This window comes from Agrobacterium sp. El2ro-1b, assembly GCF_048298475.1.
Lineage (GTDB): Bacteria > Pseudomonadota > Alphaproteobacteria > Rhizobiales > Rhizobiaceae > Agrobacterium > Agrobacterium fabrum.
In genome coordinates this window covers 1,972,033-1,990,349 of sequence record NZ_CP103459.1, presented here as the reverse complement: position 1 = coordinate 1,990,349, position 18,317 = coordinate 1,972,033, and the positions used below count along the sequence as shown (strand labels likewise).

General features: G+C 58.9%; 20 protein-coding genes. 12 read left to right on the top strand and 8 right to left on the bottom strand.

Annotated elements, in window-relative coordinates; all coding sequences use genetic code 11:
- Positions 1 to 22: 22 nt before the first annotated feature.
- Positions 23 to 1,312 carry an ABC transporter substrate-binding protein gene (locus NYR50_RS23150; RefSeq protein ID WP_174009693.1) on the bottom strand — a complete coding sequence of 430 codons (1,290 nt, stop codon included), beginning with the start codon at positions 1,310 to 1,312 and terminating at the stop codon, positions 23 to 25.
- A gap of 117 nt (positions 1,313 to 1,429) precedes the next feature.
- Between NYR50_RS23150 and NYR50_RS23145 the strand changes: the two genes are divergently transcribed.
- From NYR50_RS23145 to NYR50_RS23090, 12 genes are all read left to right on the top strand, one after another.
- The gene (locus tag NYR50_RS23145; RefSeq protein ID WP_174009694.1) at positions 1,430 to 2,128 is read left to right on the top strand and encodes a TetR/AcrR family transcriptional regulator; all 699 of its coding nucleotides are present in this window, start codon (positions 1,430 to 1,432) and stop codon (positions 2,126 to 2,128) included.
- A gap of 245 nt (positions 2,129 to 2,373) precedes the next feature.
- On the top strand, positions 2,374 to 3,516 hold the full coding sequence (locus tag NYR50_RS23140) for a Gfo/Idh/MocA family protein (RefSeq protein ID WP_162688101.1): 1,143 nt from the start codon (positions 2,374 to 2,376) through the stop codon (positions 3,514 to 3,516).
- A gap of 10 nt (positions 3,517 to 3,526) precedes the next feature.
- Complete coding sequence (locus NYR50_RS23135; protein WP_418138171.1) at positions 3,527 to 4,690, top strand: dihydrodipicolinate synthase family protein; 1,164 nt, start codon at positions 3,527 to 3,529, stop codon at positions 4,688 to 4,690.
- A gap of 28 nt (positions 4,691 to 4,718) precedes the next feature.
- Complete coding sequence (locus NYR50_RS23130; RefSeq protein ID WP_174009696.1) at positions 4,719 to 5,540, top strand: sugar phosphate isomerase/epimerase family protein; 822 nt, start codon at positions 4,719 to 4,721, stop codon at positions 5,538 to 5,540.
- Between the two features lie 19 nt (positions 5,541 to 5,559).
- The gene (locus tag NYR50_RS23125) at positions 5,560 to 6,795 is read left to right on the top strand and encodes a Gfo/Idh/MocA family protein (protein WP_174009697.1); all 1,236 of its coding nucleotides are present in this window, start codon (positions 5,560 to 5,562) and stop codon (positions 6,793 to 6,795) included.
- A 332-nt stretch (positions 6,796 to 7,127) separates the two neighbouring features.
- Complete coding sequence (locus NYR50_RS23120) at positions 7,128 to 7,298, top strand: hypothetical protein (protein WP_006311880.1); 171 nt, start codon at positions 7,128 to 7,130, stop codon at positions 7,296 to 7,298.
- Positions 7,299 to 7,558: 260 nt separating this feature from the next.
- Positions 7,559 to 7,768 carry a cold-shock protein gene (locus NYR50_RS23115; protein ID WP_003508146.1) on the top strand — a complete coding sequence of 70 codons (210 nt, stop codon included), beginning with the start codon at positions 7,559 to 7,561 and terminating at the stop codon, positions 7,766 to 7,768.
- 111 nt (positions 7,769 to 7,879) lie between these two features.
- Positions 7,880 to 8,170, top strand: coding sequence for a cold-shock protein (locus tag NYR50_RS23110; protein ID WP_006311879.1), 291 nt, complete (start codon positions 7,880 to 7,882; stop codon positions 8,168 to 8,170).
- 28 nt (positions 8,171 to 8,198) lie between these two features.
- Positions 8,199 to 8,435 carry a 30S ribosomal protein S21 gene (rpsU, locus tag NYR50_RS23105; RefSeq protein WP_080827726.1) on the top strand — a complete coding sequence of 79 codons (237 nt, stop codon included), beginning with the start codon at positions 8,199 to 8,201 and terminating at the stop codon, positions 8,433 to 8,435.
- 36 nt (positions 8,436 to 8,471) lie between these two features.
- Positions 8,472 to 8,687 (top strand): hypothetical protein, encoded by a 216-nt coding sequence (locus tag NYR50_RS23100; protein WP_006311877.1) that lies wholly within the window; start codon positions 8,472 to 8,474, stop codon positions 8,685 to 8,687.
- 46 nt (positions 8,688 to 8,733) lie between these two features.
- Positions 8,734 to 8,871, top strand: a complete 138-nt coding sequence (locus tag NYR50_RS23095; RefSeq protein WP_006311876.1) for a hypothetical protein — start codon at positions 8,734 to 8,736, stop codon at positions 8,869 to 8,871.
- 551 nt (positions 8,872 to 9,422) lie between these two features.
- Positions 9,423 to 9,710 (top strand): hypothetical protein, encoded by a 288-nt coding sequence (locus tag NYR50_RS23090; RefSeq protein ID WP_010972777.1) that lies wholly within the window; start codon positions 9,423 to 9,425, stop codon positions 9,708 to 9,710.
- Positions 9,711 to 10,101: 391 nt separating this feature from the next.
- Here NYR50_RS23090 and NYR50_RS23085 read toward each other — a convergent pair whose 3' ends face one another.
- The 7 genes from NYR50_RS23085 to NYR50_RS23055 all read right to left on the bottom strand — a co-directional run bounded on the left by NYR50_RS23085 (position 10,102) and on the right by NYR50_RS23055 (position 18,311).
- Complete coding sequence (locus tag NYR50_RS23085; protein WP_418138170.1) at positions 10,102 to 11,199, bottom strand: acyltransferase family protein; 1,098 nt, start codon at positions 11,197 to 11,199, stop codon at positions 10,102 to 10,104.
- Positions 11,200 to 11,354: 155 nt separating this feature from the next.
- Positions 11,355 to 12,452 (bottom strand): glycoside hydrolase family 88/105 protein, encoded by a 1,098-nt coding sequence (locus NYR50_RS23080; protein WP_418138169.1) that lies wholly within the window; start codon positions 12,450 to 12,452, stop codon positions 11,355 to 11,357.
- An 8-nt stretch (positions 12,453 to 12,460) separates the two neighbouring features.
- Positions 12,461 to 14,014 carry a glycoside hydrolase family 28 protein gene (locus NYR50_RS23075; protein ID WP_418138168.1) on the bottom strand — a complete coding sequence of 518 codons (1,554 nt, stop codon included), beginning with the start codon at positions 14,012 to 14,014 and terminating at the stop codon, positions 12,461 to 12,463.
- Between the two features lie 114 nt (positions 14,015 to 14,128).
- Entirely contained in the window at positions 14,129 to 15,394 is a 1,266-nt protein-coding gene (locus NYR50_RS23070) for an ABC transporter substrate-binding protein (protein ID WP_418138167.1), read from the bottom strand.
- A 43-nt stretch (positions 15,395 to 15,437) separates the two neighbouring features.
- Positions 15,438 to 16,538, bottom strand: a complete 1,101-nt coding sequence (locus NYR50_RS23065) for an ABC transporter ATP-binding protein (protein ID WP_418138166.1) — start codon at positions 16,536 to 16,538, stop codon at positions 15,438 to 15,440.
- A gap of 2 nt (positions 16,539 to 16,540) precedes the next feature.
- Positions 16,541 to 17,425, bottom strand: a complete 885-nt coding sequence (locus NYR50_RS23060; RefSeq protein WP_006311868.1) for a carbohydrate ABC transporter permease — start codon at positions 17,423 to 17,425, stop codon at positions 16,541 to 16,543.
- A 4-nt stretch (positions 17,426 to 17,429) separates the two neighbouring features.
- A complete protein-coding gene (locus tag NYR50_RS23055) occupies positions 17,430 to 18,311 on the bottom strand; it encodes a carbohydrate ABC transporter permease (protein ID WP_418138165.1) in 882 nt (293 codons plus the stop codon).
- Positions 18,312 to 18,317 lie beyond the last annotated feature (6 nt).

The window sequence follows — 18,317 nt, the reverse complement described above, 5'->3', positions numbered from 1 at the left end:
CAGATCGAAAGGCCATAAACCATCACTTCCGTTTGATAACGGTTTCGGATTCCTTGACGAGGCGGTCACCGCCCTCTTCCGGCGAAATCTTGCCGAAACCGACTTCTTCCGCCGTGCGTTTCAGGACGAAGGCGAACTCGCCCGCACCCGGAGGCGGCGCCGGCGGCAGATCGCCGACGCCGGGGGTAATCTCGGCAATATAGTCCACCATGATCTTACTGACCTCGTCGAGCTTGCTGCTCAGGGCGTTGCGCATGGATTCCGAGGCCGGAACGCCGCGCTCGACACCGAGAATATCGATACCCTGCGGTTCGGCGACGAGGAAGTTGATGAAACCAACCGCCTGTTCGATGCCGGCGCTGCCATTGGCAACGCTGATGAGCATCGAGGGCTTCAGATAATGGCCGGAAGGGCCATCTTTCTTGCTCTTCGGATAGGAGCTTATCGCCAGCTTGGACTTGTTGAGCTTCTGATAACCGACGAACTGGTTGGAATGGGCAAAAGCGGTAGCCGCCTTGCCCGTCGTCAAGGGGTTGGTTTCGATGTTCAGCTGGTCCAGCGCCTGCACATCGGCGGGCACGCAGGCGCCGCTCTTGCGCAGGTCGGCCCACAGGGTGAACCACTTGGTCGCGTCAGTAGGATCGAAGCCGATGGCGCCATCCTGCGTATAGAGCGACTTGCCGTTCTGGCGCAGCCAGTTTTCGAAGCTCGGTTCCACGCCGCTCGCATCGGCCGTGGCATAATAGCCGGGTTTCGGCTTGTTCTTGCTGAGCTTGGCGGCGTTTTCGGCGAACTCCTCCCAAGTCTGCCCGGTCACCGGCGGTGTGGCGCCGGATTTTTCCCACGCCGCCTTGTCGAAGAAGACAGCGCTGGAATTGACCCCGAGATTGATGCCGTAAAGCTTGCCATCGACCCTGCCGGAATCGATGTTCATCTTGCCGAAGTCTTCGATCTTCAGGCCCTTGCCAATATAGTCGTCCAGCGGCGCAAGCGCGCCGCGACGGCCATATTCGAAGATATAGCGGTAATCCATCTGGATCAGATCGGGCGCATTGCGGCCCGCCACCTGCGTGGCAAGGCGCGGCCAGTAATCGCTCCAGCCGGCAAATTCGCCGGCAATGTCGAGATCGGGCTTCACCTGCTTATAGGCCGATATCGCCTTGTTGGTGCGATCGGCACGCTCCTGCGACCCCCACCACAACATGCGAAGGCGCGCGGCCTGCGCCTGCGCCGACCCTCCTCCCAATGTTGCGAGCGACAGGGCCGCAAGCCCTGTCGAAAGCACAGTTCTCCTCTTAAGCACCACGGGCATTGGCAACTCCTCCCTATTGACTGCCAATTGATGATGAACGTAAACGACACTTGCCGTTTTATAACTAATTGGTTACATGGGAACACCGATCACCAACATTGTCAAGCGGGTGCTGAAATGGAAAAAACGACAAAGAGCCAGCCACTCGATACGGCACTTGAAGAAACACCAGCGACCAAACGCAAACGCGCGACGACCCAGGTGCGAAACCCTGAAAGAACCCGTGCCGCGATCCTTGAAGCGGCCCGCCGCGAGGTGGCGGCAAAAGGTCTGGCCGGCGCTCGAATCGATGTCGTCGCCCGCCGCGCCGGCACCAACAAGCGGATGATCTATCATTATTTCGGCGACAAGGATGCGCTTTATCTTGCCGTTCTTGAGGATGCCTATCGCCATATCCGCCACACCGAAAGACGTCTTGACCTGACGCGCAAACCCCCAGCGGAAGGCTTGCGGGAGCTTGCGCTTTTCACCTGGCATTATTTCCTCGACCATCCGGAATTCCTGAGCATTCTCGCCACGGAAAACCTCAATAAAGCCCGCTATCTCAGGCAATCCCCGACAATTGCGGCGATGCATTCGAATTTCATTTCGGAGCTTGAAGACGTGCTGCGGCGTGGCAGCGACGCGGGCGAATTTCGCGACGGGCTGGATCCGATCGACGTCTATCTGACCATCGCTTCACTCGGCGCCTTTTATCTGTCGAACCGGTTCACGCTGTCCACCATTTTCCAGCGCGACCTGACCGACCCGGCCGAACTGGAACGCTGGGGCCAGCACATCGTCAACACCCTGCTTGCTGCGGTGCGGCCGGTCTGATCCTGCCGAACCGAATTCTCCTTTAACAACAGTGACGACGTGCCATTCGCAACCGCGAAGCGCGTCGTTTTCTGTTGCGGCGCGGCGAAGACGCGAGATGTGACTGGCGCACGAAATCCAGATTTTTACCGTCAAAAACACCTTGACAGATCGCATCCTTCACGACCACAAATAACCAAATGGTTACAAATTGCCATGTTTGACGGAAGCGGTTTTCGGGAAGAGACCGCCTTGGGAGGAAATTCATGAAACGTATCGGCGTCATCATGCACGGCATCACCGGCCGCATGGGTTACAACCAGCATCTCGTGCGCTCCGTTCTCGCCATTCGCGATCAGGGCGGCGTGCTTTTGAAAAATGGCGAAAGGGTCATGCTCGACCCCATTCTGGTCGGCCGCAACGGCGCGAAGATCGAGGAAATCGCCAGAAAGCACAATGTCGAGCGCTGGACGACCGATATCGATGCGGCGCTCGCAAACCCTGACGATACTCTGTTCTTCGATGCCGGCACGACGCAGATGCGCGGCAGCCTTTTGGAGAAAGCCATCAAGGCCGGCAAGAACGTTTATTGCGAAAAGCCGATTTCCGACACGATGGAAGAGGCGCTGGCGATTGCCCGGCTCGCCGAAAGTGCGGGCATCAAGCACGGCGTCGTGCAGGACAAGCTGTTCCTGCCGGGCCTTCGCAAGCTCGCCATGCTGCGTGACAGCGGCTTTTTCGGCAAAATCCTCTCGGTGCGCGGCGAGTTCGGTTATTGGGTGTTCGAGGGCGACTGGCAGCCGGCGCAACGTCCGTCCTGGAATTATCGCCTCAAGGATGGCGGCGGCATCATTCTCGATATGCTGTGCCACTGGCGTTATGTACTCGACAATCTGTTCGGGCCGGTGAAATCGGTAAGCTGCCTCGGCGCTACCCATATTCCGGAACGTTTCGATGAGCAGGGCAAAGCCTATAAGGCGGATGCTGACGATGCGGCCTATGCCACTTTCGAGCTGGAGGGCGGCGCCATCGCCCACATCAACTCCTCATGGGCGGTGCGGGTGCGCCGCGACGACCTCGTGACCTTCCAGGTGGATGGCACGCATGGTTCGGCAGTGGCGGGCCTGACCAAATGCTTCACCCAGCACCGCACCAACACACCAAAGCCGGTGTGGAACCCCGACCAGCCGCAGACCATCGATTTCTACAAGACCTGGCAGGAAGTGCCGGATAATGTCGTCTACGACAACGGCTTCAAGGCGCAATGGGAAATGTTCGTGCGCCATCTCGTCGACAACGAGCCGTGGCCCTATGGGCTGATGGAAGGCGTGAAGGGCGTGCAGCTTGCCGAACTGGGGTTGAGATCGTGGAAGGAACGCCGCTGGCTCGACGTTCCCGCTATTTCCTGAGGAGGCTGATGTGAGCGAACTCAAGCTTCCGAAAGACGACCGCAGTATCGAGGTCTACCGGCTATCAGGCACGCCCGTCGCCGTTGAAAAACGAAGTGCCGCGGATTTCAACCGCGTCGCTTTCGCCGCCGCCCATGTGGTGGCCGATCCGTTTGCCGATAACGACCCGTGGCTGACGCCCGCGATCGACTGGGACGCAACCCTGCGCTTTCGCCATCGCCTGTGGGACCTCGGCCTCGGCGTTGCCGAGGCGATGGATACGGCGCAGCGCGGCATGGGGCTGGCCTGGCCGCAGGCGCAGGAATTGATCTCCCGTTCACTGAAGGAAGCGGCCAGCCGCAAGGATGCGCTGATTGCCTGCGGCGTCGGCACCGACCATCTTGATAGTGGTGGTTACGATCTGAACCAGATTATCGACTCTTATCTGGAACAGCTTGATTTTGTTCAGGGAGAAGGCGGGCGCGTTATCCTGATGGCGAGCCGCGCGCTGGCCGCTGCAGCCCGTTCCCCGGATGATTATCTCAAGGCTTATGCCAGGGTACTTTCCCGCGCCGAGCAGAAAGTGGTGATCCACTGGCTGGGCGAAATGTTCGACCCGGCGCTTGAGGGCTACTGGGGCTCGGGCGACCATATGACGGCTATGGAAACCTGCCTTGCCATGATCGAAGAAAATGCCGACAAGATCGACGGCATCAAGATTTCGCTTCTTTCCAAGGAAAAGGAAATCGTCATGCGCCGCCGCCTGCCGGCTGGCGTGCGCATGTATACCGGGGACGACTTCAACTATGCCGAACTGATTGCCGGCGACGAACAGGGCCATTCGGACGCCCTGCTCGGCATTTTCGACGCCATTGCACCGGCTGCCTCCAAAGCTCTCGCCAGCCTGAAGCGCGGCGCGGACAATGAATTCTTCGATATTCTGGAGCCGACGGTGGCGCTATCGCGCCATATCTTCAAGGCCCCGACGCGCTTTTACAAAACCGGCGTGGTGTTCCTTGCCTATCTCAACGGTCTACAGGATCATTTCACAATGGTCGGCGGGCAGGAAAGCACCCGCTCCACGCAGCATTTCGCCGAGCTTTTCCGGCTGGCCGACAAGGCCAATGTGCTGACCGAGCCGGACCTCGCGACGCACCGCATGAAGGCGTTCCTTGCCGTCCGGGGCATTGACTGAGGCAGCACAACTAAGGGGAGATATCGATATGAGCCTTGAAGGCCTTTCCATCAATTTCGCCACCGTGCGCCAGGGCGGTGCTTTTGGTGCCATCGTTGATGCCTGCCTTGCGCATGGCATCACCGCCATTTCGCCCTGGCGCGAACAGGTGCACGGTGTCGGTCTCGCGGAAGCCGCCCGCATCGTCGAGCAGAACGGCCTGCGCCTCAGCGGCCATTGCCGCGGCGGCTTTTTCCCAGCGCCCGATGCCGATGGCCGCCGCCGCGCCATCGAGGACAATAAACGCGCCGTCGATGAAGCGGCCGCCATGAAGGCCGATTGCCTCGTGCTTGTCGTCGGCGGCCTGCCCGCCGGCTCGCGTGATCTGAAGGGCGCGCGGCAGATGGTGGAGGACGGCATGGCCGAACTCCTGCCCTACGCGCGGGACGCTGGCGTGCCGCTGGCCATCGAGCCGCTTCACCCCTTTTACGCCGCCGAGCGAGCCTGCTTCAACACGCTGAAGCAATCGCTTGATCTCTGCGACCGGCTGGGGCCGGGCACCGGCGTTGCCATCGACGTCTACCATGTCTGGTGGGACCCGGAATTGGAGGAGCAGGTGGCGCGCGCCGGCCGGAACGGGCAAATCCTTGCCCATCACATCTGCGACTGGCTGGTGCCGACCACCGATCCCCTCAATGATCGCGGCATGATGGGTGACGGCGTGATTGACCTCAAGGCATTTCGCGCCATGATCGAGGCCGCCGGCTTCCACGGTCCGCAGGAAGTAGAAATCTTTTCGCATCGCTGGCAGGCGCGGCCAATAGACGAGGTTCTGTCCACCGTGGTCGAGCGTTTCAAGACTGTTTGTTGAGATATCCGGGAGAGAGACAATGCCTGAAAGGGTGAAACGCAAACGCTACGCGCTGGTCGGCACCGGCAATCGCGGCACCACCATGTGGGGCCGCGAACTTTTGGCCGGCTGGAGCGATTATGTCGAGCTGGTCGGCATTTGCGACCTGAACCTGATGCGCGCCGAGCGCGCCCGCGCCATGATGGGTTCGAACGCGCCGCTTTACGACGATTTCGACCGGATGATGCTGGAGCAACGCCCCGAACTGGTGATCGTCTGCACGCCTGATGACACGCATGACGACATCATCATCCGTGCGCTTGAGGGCGGCGCTGATGTCATCAGCGAAAAACCCATGACCACCACCCCGGAAAAGATCGACCGCATTCGCGCGGCGGAAACCAAAAGCGGCCGACGTGTCGATGTGTCCTTCAACTATCGTTTTTCGCCGACAGCCGCCCGCATCAAGGAATTGATCGATGACGGCGCCATCGGCACGGTTACCTCGGTCGATTTCCACTGGTATCTCGATAACCAGCACGGCGCGGACTACTTCCGCCGCTGGCACGCCTTCACCGAACATTCCGGCAGCCTGTTCGTGCACAAGGCGACGCACCATTTCGATCTTCTGAACTGGTATCTCGATTCCGACCCCGTGGAAGTGAAGGGTTTCGGGCAATTACTGCACTACGGCAAGAACGGCCCGTTCCGCGGAACGCGCTGTCGCACCTGTCCGCACAAGGATGAGTGCGATTATTTCATGGATCTTGGCGCAGATCCCTTCCTCGACGCCCTCTATGAAGACCCTTCGAGCATCGACGGTTATATGCGCGACGCCTGCGTTTTCCGCGAAGAGATCGATATTCCCGATACGATGAGCGCCTCGATCCGTTATGCCAGCGGCGTGCAGGTTTCCTATTCGCTCAATACCTATATGCCGATCGAGGGTCATCACATTGCCTTTAACGGCCATAAGGGCCGCATCGAGATGCGCCAATATGAAAAGCAGCCATGGGCGGAACCGCCGGCCGACGAAATCCTCGTCGTGAAGAGCTTCGGTGGTGGCGTCGAGCGCATATGGGTGCCACATGAGCCGGGCGGTCATTATGGCGGCGACAACCGCATGCGTGACATGATCTTCAAGCCGGGCTCAAACGACCGACTGCGGCAGCGGGCGGGATCACGCGCCGGCGCCATGTCTGTCCTCTGTGGTGTGGCGGCGCTGAAAAGCGCCCGCGAGGGCGGCTCCCAGCCGATAAAATCGCTGCCGCTCTGATCGATTCTGGCCCGTGGCGTGTCAAACCACGGGCCACAGACGGCAACTGCCAAAAAGAACAGACGATATTCAGCAGATTACGCGCTTCTTCCAGACCGGTAAAATGCTCACCGGGGGAAGAAAGAGTGAATCATGTCCAGTTTTGAATCCTTCGTTCCGCTCGTCATCATCGGCGTCAGCCTCTTCCTGTTTTTCAAATGGGTCGGACGCGATATGAACCGCGAAGAGAAGAAGCCGCGCACCCGCCGCTGACGCTTCCGCGCCGTTCCGTACCTTGCGCGGTTGCGGAACTTCGTCCGCTTACCGGCGTTTCCTGCCAAAGGAGAACGCCAATGACGCAGCAACAAAAACCGAAAACCGCCGACAAAAAGCCTTCGAAGGCAAGCGACATTCCGCCCGCCGGTCCGCACGCCAAACCCTCCCTTACCGACTACGAAAAGACCCCGGGCGCCGGTAGCCTGCCGGACGATGACAGCCGGGAGGTGACCCCTGGCGCGGGCTGAAAAACAGCTGCGCCGGACCATCTTGAAGCAAGATATTTTAATTATAAAACAGTTGGTTAAACCATCAAATGGGGAACGAACCCAATTTTCCGGGCCCGGTCATTGCAAAATCGAAAATTGTGCCTATATTTACCTCCATCGACCATTGCTTGTGACGTCGTTACCGGAACCTCGTGTTCCCCGTCGGATTTCCTCTCAAAAATCGATCTAATCCCGCAAGGTATCGCGGGAACCACAACGATTCTAAAAAGGAGATCGTTATGAACACTGGTACTGTAAAGTGGTTTAACGCCACCAAGGGCTTCGGCTTCATTCAGCCTGATAACGGCGGCACGGACGTTTTCGTTCACATTTCTGCTGTTGAGCGCGCTGGTATGCGTTCGCTGAACGACGGCCAGAAGATCAGCTATGAGATCGTTCAGGACCGCCGGTCCGGAAAAAGCTCTGCCGATAACCTTCAGGCAGCTTGATATTCGTCATTTTGGCCCCGCAGACCACGGATGTACTGGCTGCAGGTGCAAATGACTGTGAGAGGTCGGGTAAAAGCCCGGCCTTTTGTTTTTGGGCCATGGAGGTCCTTAATGCGCAAAAATCCCTATCGTTGTGGCGATGATGTGTTTTTGAAGTCAGGGGTCCTCGGTAATACCCAGCCCGACGGCCCAGGCCGGATCACGTCAGTCATGCCCGAAGCGCAGGGAACGGTTCGTTACAGGGTACGTTTCCAGCATGAGAATTTCGAGCGCAGTGTCGCGCTCGATGACATTGATGCGCAGATGTCGACGGCATCGCGGCCAGGCAAAGGCGAAAGCCATGCGCCACGCGAAACCGGATCGAGCTGGATCAATCTGAATACGATCAAAATCAGAAAATAGCGGCATCGGCTGCTTAAAGGAGATATTCTTGCAAGTACTCGTCAGAGACAACAATGTAGAGCAAGCCCTTCGCGTCCTGAAAAAGAGAATGCAGCGTGAAGGCATTTTCCGCGAGATGCGCGCCCGGGAATCCTATGAAAAGCCGTCGGAAAAGCGCGTTCGCGAACAGGCCGAGGCCGTGCGCCGCCACCGTAAGCTGGAAAAGAAGAAAATGCAGCGCGAAGGCCTGCTGCCAGCGCCCAAAAAGGCCGCCCGTACCCGGTAACTGTTCGATACCGCTCTTCCGTGAAGGAGAACTGCCATGGCCGCGACAAAAGAAGCTTTTTTCAAGCCCGGCAAACTATCCGCGCAGGACAAAGCATCATTGACCGATAGCGCGGCAAAGCAGATCATCAACGCCGAAGCCGACCTGCGCGCTCGCAAGACAGAGCGCCTTCGCCAGCTTCGCGAGGCACAGGAAGCGACTATTGTCGTCGCCGAACCGGTGCCCGCGAAGAAGCGATCCGGCAAGAAATAGCGGGCGGTTTTTTACCGCCTCCCGGTTAACTCAGGAGGACGATATCATGGCTAAGGGTCAAGTACGCAGTAACAAGGAAGTCCGCAAACCGAAGAAGGACAAGACGAAGACACCTGCCGCGGCGCCAGCCGGTTCGCAGGTGAAGTTCGCAAACGCCACGGCAGCGGATGGCAAAAAGAAGTAGGGCACGGCATCGACCGGCAAGTCACGACAATAAAAGTATCATTATGGATGCCGGACTTGTTTTGGCCACATTGCCCTACTATATAGTTCCTATAGCAACTGCTGGTGAGCGCGAATGAAATTGTCGTTCGCAGCTGTTTTGTCGCTTCAAACTTTTGACCACGGATGTACTGGCACTGGTGTTAAGAGCGATATGAGGAAGGTCGGTGCAATATTGCCCCGGCCTTTTTTGTTGCCTGCGGTGGTGACATCTTAGATATCCCTTTTACCTGCACCACCTTCGGAATTGCCTTGCCTATTCCACCCAAAGGGCGCACTCTTCCTCATCGATCATTGACTGGCGTTGCCGCTGTCAGGCCTCTATGGCGTATCCCAGCCCCGGCTCTATCCCTTTTCGTCGACCGGCAGCAACTTCCAGCATTTACATGACATTGCGTTACGGCACGGAAAGGGAATCGTTCCCTGTCAAAGTCTGTCTTTTGAAGCGTTGAAGCGTCGCGGCCCCCTGCCCGGCGCTGCGGCTTTTGTGAACCCACAAGAAAGGAGGGCGTCATGTCTTCCACTTTTCAAAACTGTATCATCACGTCGCAGGACCTCAATATGCTCCAGTGCGTGCTGGAAGGTCTCGGCTATGAGCGCGACAGCATGGATGACGATGCCATGCTCTATAACAACGCCGCCCGCAAGGTGATTGAGCTTTTTCAGGATGGTTTGACAAACCCCGCGGATATTTCAGAGGAAATGCTGTTTCTGTTCGGCGTTCACAAACATGAGCGTGTCAGAGCGTGGAAACCGCTGCCGCGTTACGCCATCCAGGGCCTGCCGCCCCTGTACCGGTGATTATGGTGCCAGACGCTCGCGGCCAACCCGCGATTGAGCCGTCAAAATCACCGATGAAAATAGCGGCTTGGCAAAAGCCGTATATCAGGCAACACTGAAGTTGGGCTTCCCGCGCGCGATCAGGCGCGCCAGGGATGCCTGGGAATGGACCAATGCTTCAGGCTGAATGCGCAACCATGACCGGTCTGCGTTAAGCCCGAACGGTTCCATACCGGCGTAGCGTCTGCGTGGAGGGTGAGTATGACGTATGACTGGAGCGGCCGCAGGATGCGGCGCGTGCGAGCGGCAAAACTGACGATCATCAGCCTCGTGGCAGCCTTCGTGCTGACGGCTCCGATTTTCGCGCATATTTGAGATCGCCATATTTGAGATCGACAGTCCGCCCGCTGGACTAGACCGGCTGGCGGATTTCCGCGCGTTTTCTCAGGCGGTTCTTCAGCCATTTCTGAACGGGCTGATCGTAATAGACCGTCAGCCACCATGACAGGCAGGTTACGGCGACAAGAAAAACCATCCCGGCCGGCAGGGCGATTGTTTCCCGCGTGGCCGCTGGAACCAGAAACTCCGTCCAGGCCAGAAGCGGAATATGCAGCACATAGACCGCGTAGGATGCCGTGCCGAGAAACACCGACACCGCCCCTACCTTTGGGCCCGGCACGGTCTTGCTGGCCACGAACAACAGCAGCGGCCAGACGAACAGCACGACGACGAGATCGAAAAACGGCCGCAACGCGCTTGACATGGGCACTGCGAGGATGAAGCAGACCAGCAGCAGGCAAAGGCCGGCCTGAACCGGTTTCAACACCGGCACGCCGTTGCGGAAACGGTAGATCAGCACGCCGGCAAAAAACGAGAAAAATACCCGACCCATGCCGGCATACATTTCATGCCAGCGGAAACCCGCATGCAGCTTGCCGAATTCCGCCGCTGCCACCATCAGCACGATGGCGCTCACGGCAAGCACCAAAAGCGTATGTTTCATTGTGGCGCGCACACCCCAGCGGGCGTAAAACGCATTCACCACCAGTTCGTTGAACAGCGACCAGGCCGGGCTGACCAGAAACAGCGCGCCGTTCAGGGTGAGTGTGAAGGGCGCGGGCAGGAACAGAAGTCCTGTGACAAGAGCGAAAGCCAGCTCGCCGGGATCGATGAGACGATGTAGATCATCGATCGGCGTCGTCAGGCCCAGCATGTAAAGGCAGATGAAATAGGCGGCCATCAGCGCCAGCGCCAGCATATAGAGCGGATAAAGACGGGCAAAACGCGCCTTCATGAAAAAGCCCGGCGTGATTGTCCCCTCATATAGTTTCTTGCCATAGGCATGGGCCAGCACGAAGCCGCTGAGCGCAAAAAACAAGTCCACGGCAAGATAGCTCGAGGCCGGGTCCCGACCGAAAAACTGTTCGGCATGGCGGTGAACGATAAAAAGCGCAGCCACACCCCTTATGCCGTCCAGCAGGATGAAACGTTCCGGGGGTGACTGGATCATGGCATTGGGGCTCGGTGACACTGGATTCTGACTATATCGCAAAAACGAGGTTTATCCCGCAGCGGTTCATTTCTTCCAGTCACAAACCGTTCAGCGCAACCCGAATTCTATCGGCGCCGCGTTTATATCACCATATATCCGAAAAGCATCCGGCTTCAGCGGGCCAGAAGCAGGCTTTCCGCATAGGCCATCATCAGCGGTCCTACCCCCTTTGCATCGTCGGATACGACCGGCTCCGTCAGATAATAGCCCGGCGTTCCATCGCGATAATTGCCGTCGAAACCGCCGAGCCCGGCGACATGCACGATGCCAGTTAGCCGCGCGACGCCCTGCTCATCCCGCTCGAGGCGCGTTTCCAGAAGTGCGGCAAGCGCCCGTTGGCCAGCAGCAAGGGCGGCCTCCGCTTCTTCACCCTGCAATAGCCCCAGCCGGGCCGCACGCAGCAGGGCATAAGCGAACATGGCGGAGGCGGATGTTTCCGCGTAGTTGCCGGCAAGGTCCGGATTGTCGAGCACCTGCATCCAGAGACCGGCCTGCGTCTGCCGTGCAATGATACCATCCAGAAGACGTCGCGTCCTCTCGCCAAGGTCAGCCGTCGCACTGTCGTCCGGCAAGATGACCAGTGCATCCACCAGCGCCATGGCAAGCCAGCCCACCGCCCGCGCCCAGATGGCCGGTGATTTGCCGGTCGCAGGATCGGCCCAGCGCTGGCTGCGGCTCTCGTCATAACCATGAACGTAAAGACCACCGGGATCCGCCGCCAGTGCAAGCGCCGCTGAAAACTGCCGCAACGCGTCCTCGATCAGCTCGGGGCGGCCCGTCGCCTGACCATATTCGATCTGGAATGGCAGCCCCATATAGAGGCCATCGAGCCAGACCTGATGCGGATACCGCTTCTTGTGCCAGTAGTTGCCGGCATGGGTGCGTGGATGGCTGTTGAGCTGGCCCGCCAGATGTCCCGCTGCCGCCAGATACCGGGCATCCCCGGTTTGCGCCGACAGGGGAAAGAGAATGCGTCCGGCAAGGATATGGTCGATATTATATTCCTGCGGGTCATAACCGGCCAGCGTTCCATTCGCACCGATCTGGGGATCGGCCAGACGGTGCAAATGGTCGTTCCAGCGGGCCTCGCCCGTCGCCTCGAGCAGCTGCTGCAGACCGCGATAGACACAGCCATCCTCATAACACCAGCTGCCGCCTTTGTAGTGTTTGTATCGGCTAGAGAATTGATCAAAATATTCAGTGGCTTTCATGGCTTTTCTCAATCGAAATCTGACGAAATGGAAACAGAAGCGTCACTCAGAAGCGCCGGATCATCGCAGGTGACATCCGCCTGCTCGAAGACGATCGCCTCATGGCACATGGGGCGCACGCGGTCGGCCATGATCGGCGGAGTCGCAACGGCCGAAGGATCATGCGAGACGATGGTGAGGTTTCGAATGGCGATGTTGCGGATGGGAGCCTCCGGCAGGCCGAGAAAGGCACCTGCCGAATGGGCGAGATTGCGGATTTCGACATCTTCCACGGTGATGCCGTCGACGAACGGCGTGCCGTCATTGACCGGCGCCGGGTTTCGCGACTGCACCCAGTCATCATGCCCATCGGCATCACAATGATAATGGGCGTTGGCGGAAAGTGCGGTCTGCACGCCGTCCAGCAACACCCGGCGCATGGTGATGTTGCTGACGATACCGCCGCGACCGCGCCGCGTCTTGAGACGCAGGCCGCGATCGGTGCCGATCATGTCACAGTCTTCCACGGTCACATCATGTACCCCGCCGGACATTTCCGAACCGATGACCAGCCCGCCGTGGCCGCGCTGCATCAGGCAATGGCGCACGCTGATACCGCGTGTCTCCGCCAGATGATTGTCCTCACCATCAGGCCCGCGTTTTCCCGCCTTCACCGCAATACAATCATCACCCACGGAAAAGCGCACGCCTGATATCATCACGTTACGACAGCTTTCAGGGTTGAAACCATCGGTATTGGGGCTATCATGCGGCGCGATGATGGTGAGGCCGGCGGCCGTCAGATCCTCGCAGCCCTGCGGATGGATCGTCCACGAAGCGGCGTTGCGGATCGTGAACCCCAAAAGCTGTGTTTTATGGCAGGACACAAGATGCAGGCCGCGCGGCCGGCGCGCGCCGTCACGGGTTTCCTTCGGCCAGCTCCACCAGTCGCCCCTGTCGCCGGAGCCATCCAGGATACCCCCGCCCTCGATCACGAGATTATCCGCCCCGATCGCATGAACAGGCGCGGCGAAACAGGCATCCGGTAGTCCCTCCCAGCTGCCGAGCATGCCCCCGGCCTCATCGCGCGCGGGCAGGATCGGCCACCTGTTACGGACGGATGGCGCACGCAACACGGCACCTTCCGAAAGGTGCAGCGTCATGTCGCTTTTCAGCCGCACCGGAAAGGCCGTCCAGACGCCGGGCTCAAGACGCAGGGCGCCGCCAGCAGGCACGGCAGCGACAGCTTTTTCGAGCGCCGTCGCATTGGCGCGCGCACCGTCTTCATCGTCAAGCGCAATATCCGGTTGCAGGGAAAACGCCGTGGCTTCGACGAGCCCGGCACAGGGGATGGTCCTGAATTCCAGCCTGCCGAACCCCTCAGCTTCGAAGACATAGCGCGTATCCGGGCGCAGATCATGCAGCAGCGTCACCACGGTCGTGGTTTCGCCATGCTGAACATCGCCATCCGGCAAGGACAGATGCCATGCCGTTTTTGACGGCAGGTGATAGCGCGCACCTGGTGCGGCAAGGCAAAGGGCTGCCGTTCGCGCGGAAAGCGCGATGATAAGGGGTTCGTTCATGCTCTCTTCTCGTCTTTCACGCCTGTCCGGCCAATCTGCTGCCGGACATGCAGCCTATCACCCGGCGGCCGCAAAAATGGCCCCGCCGCAACTTGCGCGGCGGGACCGTTTGTTTCAGTCGAACTTGGCCAGAACATCGTTGGTCGTATCGATGATCTGCTCGGCCGCCTCTTCCGCCGTCAGCTGGCCATAGGCATATTCCTCCAGCGTATCGATGAAGCCCGAGCGGATTTCCGGATGTTCATTGAAGGGCGATACCACCGGACCCGATGCCGCCATGACGATGGCATTGGCAGCGCGCACTTCCGGCTCACCCTTGTTGCCCAGACGCTCCGCCGCAGCCTTTGACGCAGGCAGGCCACGCGAGGTGCCGAGCGCATCGATACCCTCCGGTTCGTTCAGCAGGCAGTTCAGGATTTGCGCGGCCGCTTCCGGGTTCTTCGAGTTTTTCGAGATCGAAAACACCATGGAAGGTTTGCGATAGACGCCTTCGGTTACCGCATCTGCGAGCTTCAGCATCGGCACGGGTTTCAGAACCTGCCCTTCCTTCAGGGGATCAGCGTATTTCGAATAGGTCGAATCCCATTCGTAGGAGCCGGCAATGCGGCCTTCGGACCATGACGGTTTTTCATAGAGGTTGACGTTGCCATCAGCCGCTTCTTCTTTCTGGGAGCGGATGGAGCCGGTCTCCACCAGCTTGCCGACAAAGGAGATGCCCTCAGCCAGTTCCGCCGGTGTCCAGGCGACACGGTTGGTCTTCGGGTCGACCAGATCCTTGCCGGTCTTCTGCACGACGGCCAGCGTCACCAGAAGCTGGGCAGTCTCCTTCACCGCGTTGAAGGTATAGTGGTCCTTGCCGAGCTTTTCCTTGATGGTCTTCGTTGCGGCGAAGAATTCGTCCCATGTCTTCGGAATTTCGACGCCCGCCTTTTCAAAGGTGGTGGCGTTGAAGAAAAAGACGCGGCCGGTGGTGGAAACGGAAAGCCCCTGCAGCACACCGTTCATCGACCCCGCCTCCAGATCGCTCTCGGCCCATTGCGAAAGATCGAGCGGCTTCAGCTGGCGCAGATCGGCAAAACCCTCGCCGCTCTTGGAAAACAGCGGCAGCCACGGCCAGTTGACCTGAACGATATCGGCCTCCGTCTTGCCCGCCATCTGCGTGGTGAGCTTTTCGAGATAACCGTCGAAGCCGGTGAATTCGCCCTTTACCGTGTGACCGTATTTCTCGCCGCAGGCGGCAATTGCCTTCTGGGTGGCGACATGACGGCTTTCACCGCCCCACCACGACATGCGCATTTCGGCAGCGCCGGCAGCCGGGGCAGTTGCCATCGCCACATAGGCGGCACCGGCAAGCATCGCCATTATTCTTGTCATCGTCATTGTTATTCTCCTCCTCGAAAAATCAGGCACGCCCGTCCCCTCCTCACAGCGAGACGTTGCGGCCATCGGCCTTGTCGAAAATATGCAGCTTCTCCGGGTCCGGTTTCAGCCGCAGGATGCCGTCGCGCCCGAGCGCCTCGAATTCCGCCGCACCCACAACACTCACCAGTTTCTGGCCACCGAGATCGGCGTGCAGATAGACCTCGTGCCCCATAAATTCCGCATTGGTGAGTTTCGCCTCCAGCGCCGGACCATCGGCTTCCCCCACCAGCGAAAGATGCTGTGGGCGGATGCCGATAACGGCGTCCGAAGGTCTGGCCGAAAGCCGTTGTTCCAGATGCGCACCGATCGGCAGGCGCTGTCCGCCGATGACGAATTCCGCGCCTTCGATGGCCACATCCACCAGATTCATTTCCGGCATGCCGATGAAACCGGCCACGAACAGATTGGCAGGGCGGTTATACAGCTCCTTCGGAGTAGCAACCTGCATGATGCGGCCCGCCTGCATGACGCAGATACGGTCGCCCATGGTCATGGCTTCCGTCTGGTCGTGGGTGACGTAAATAACTGTCGAGGACAGGCCTTCCGCCTTCAGCTGACGATGCAGATCGGTGATCCGCACCCGCATGGAGGCACGCAGCTTGGCATCGAGATTGGACAGAGGCTCATCGAACAGAAACACGCCCGGCTTCTTGATGAGCGCGCGGCCCAACGCCACACGCTGCGCCTGCCCACCGGATAGCTGCTTCGGCAATCGGTCGAGCAGCGGTTCGATTTCGAGAATGCGCGCGACATTATCGATTGCCTTTTCGATCTCGGGTTTGGCGACACCGGCGATCTTGAGGCCGAAGGCCAGATTGCCGCGCACCTTCATATGCGGATAAAGCGCATAATTCTGGAACACCATGGCAATGGAACGCTTGCCGGGTGGCAGGTCGTTGACGCGCTGGTCGCCAATCAGAATTTCACCGCCGGTGATTTCCTCCAGCCCTGCCACCATGCGCAGCGTCGTGGATTTGGCGCAGCCGGAAGGGCCGACAAACACCATGAACTCGCCATCCTCGACATCGAGATTGATGCCGTGCACGGCCTTGAAGCTGCCGCCATAGACTTTTTCGAGATTTCTAAGTTGAACGCTTGCCATTTTCAGCCCTTGACCCCGCCAGACGAGATCCCTTCAATGAAATACCGTTGCGCCGCGAAGAACACGATCAGCGCGGGCGCGATCGTCAGCACCGACATCGCCAGGATGCGGTTCCATTCAAAGGCTTCGGTGGTGTCGATGGAGAGTTTGAGCGCCAGGCTCACAGGATATTTGTCGACCGACGACAGATAGATCAGCGGCCCGAGAAAATCGTTCATCGTCCACATGAACTGAAACAGGCAGACCGAAATCAGCGCCGGCGCCAGCATCGGTACGACGATGTAGATCAGCGTCTGCAGGCTGTTGGCGCCATCCACGCGGGCTGCCTCTTCCATGTCCGACGGCAGCGAGCGCAGGAACTGCACCAGCATGAAGACGAAGAAGGCATCACCAGCGAAAGCCGAGGGCACCCAGAGCGGCAGGAAACTATCCAGCCAGCCGAGATCGCGGAACAGGATATATTGCGGAATGCGGGTAACGACATTCGGCAAAAGCAGAATGGCGATGACCGATCCGAACAGGATTTTCTTCAGCGGAAAATCGAAGCGGGCAAAGGCATAGGCCGCCATGGTGCAGGAAATCGCCGTGCCGATGACTTTCGGCAGGATGATCAGGAACGAATTCCAGAAGAACCGGCCGAATGTGTAAGGCGTCGAGGTTTGCCAGCCGCGAATATAGCCGTCCAGTGTCGGGTTTTCGGGGATGAACCCGGCACCGGAGAAGATTTCCGAATTGGTCTTGAAGCTCGCGCCCACCAGCCAGATCAGCGGATAAAGCATGACGAGGCCGACCGCGAAGAGAAGCACGTAGCGCACAGAGGTGGAGAGCAGCCTGAGCCTTGCCCGGCGGGCCGCCTGCATGTCGTTGAGGGTTGCGATATCGGTCATGGCATCAATTCCGCTTGTCGCCGGCGTAATAGACCCACTTCTTCGACGACCAGAAGGCCACGAGGGTCAGCACGGTGATGATGGTGAAGAGCACCCAGGCAATGGCGGAGGCATAGCCCATGTTGAACTTCTTGAAGGCCTCGTCATAGATGTAGAGAGGCAAGAGGTAAGTGGACTTCAGCGGCCCGCCCTGGGTGATGATGTAAGGGCCGTTAAACTCCTGAAACGCCTGGACCATCTGCATGATGAGGTTGAAGAAGATTACCGGTGTCAGCAAGGGAAGCGTGATGAAGAAGAAGGTCTTTACCTTGCCCGCGCCATCGATGGCGGCCGCTTCATAAAGCGACTTGTCGATGGATTGCAGCGCGGCGAGGAAAATCACCATGGCAGAACCGAACTGCCAGCAGCGCAGCAGCGTGATGGTGAAAAGCGCATTGCCCGGATCGCCGAACCAGTCGACTGGTGACAGTCCGATGACCGCCAGCGCCATATTGGCAAGCCCTTCGCTCGCGAAGATATAACGCCACAGCACCGCAATCGCGATCGAGCCGCCGAGGATGGATGGCACATAAAAGGCAGTTCGGAAGAAGTTGATGAATTGCAGCTTGTAATTGAGGATCGCCGCAATGAAGAGGGCAAAGGCAAGCTTCAGCGGCACCGTCAGGAACACGTAGAACAGGGTAACGTTCAGCGATTTCAGGAAGGTACGGTCGCGGGTGAACAGCCGTTCGTAATTGGCAAGCCCCGCCCATGTGGGATCGCTCATCAGGTCGTAACGGGTAAAGCTGAGATAGAGCGAGCCAAGGAAAGGGATTGCTGTGAAGACCAGCAGCCCGACGATATAAGGCGTCAGATATCCCAGCCCCAGGAAGCGCTGAGATTTCATGATGCG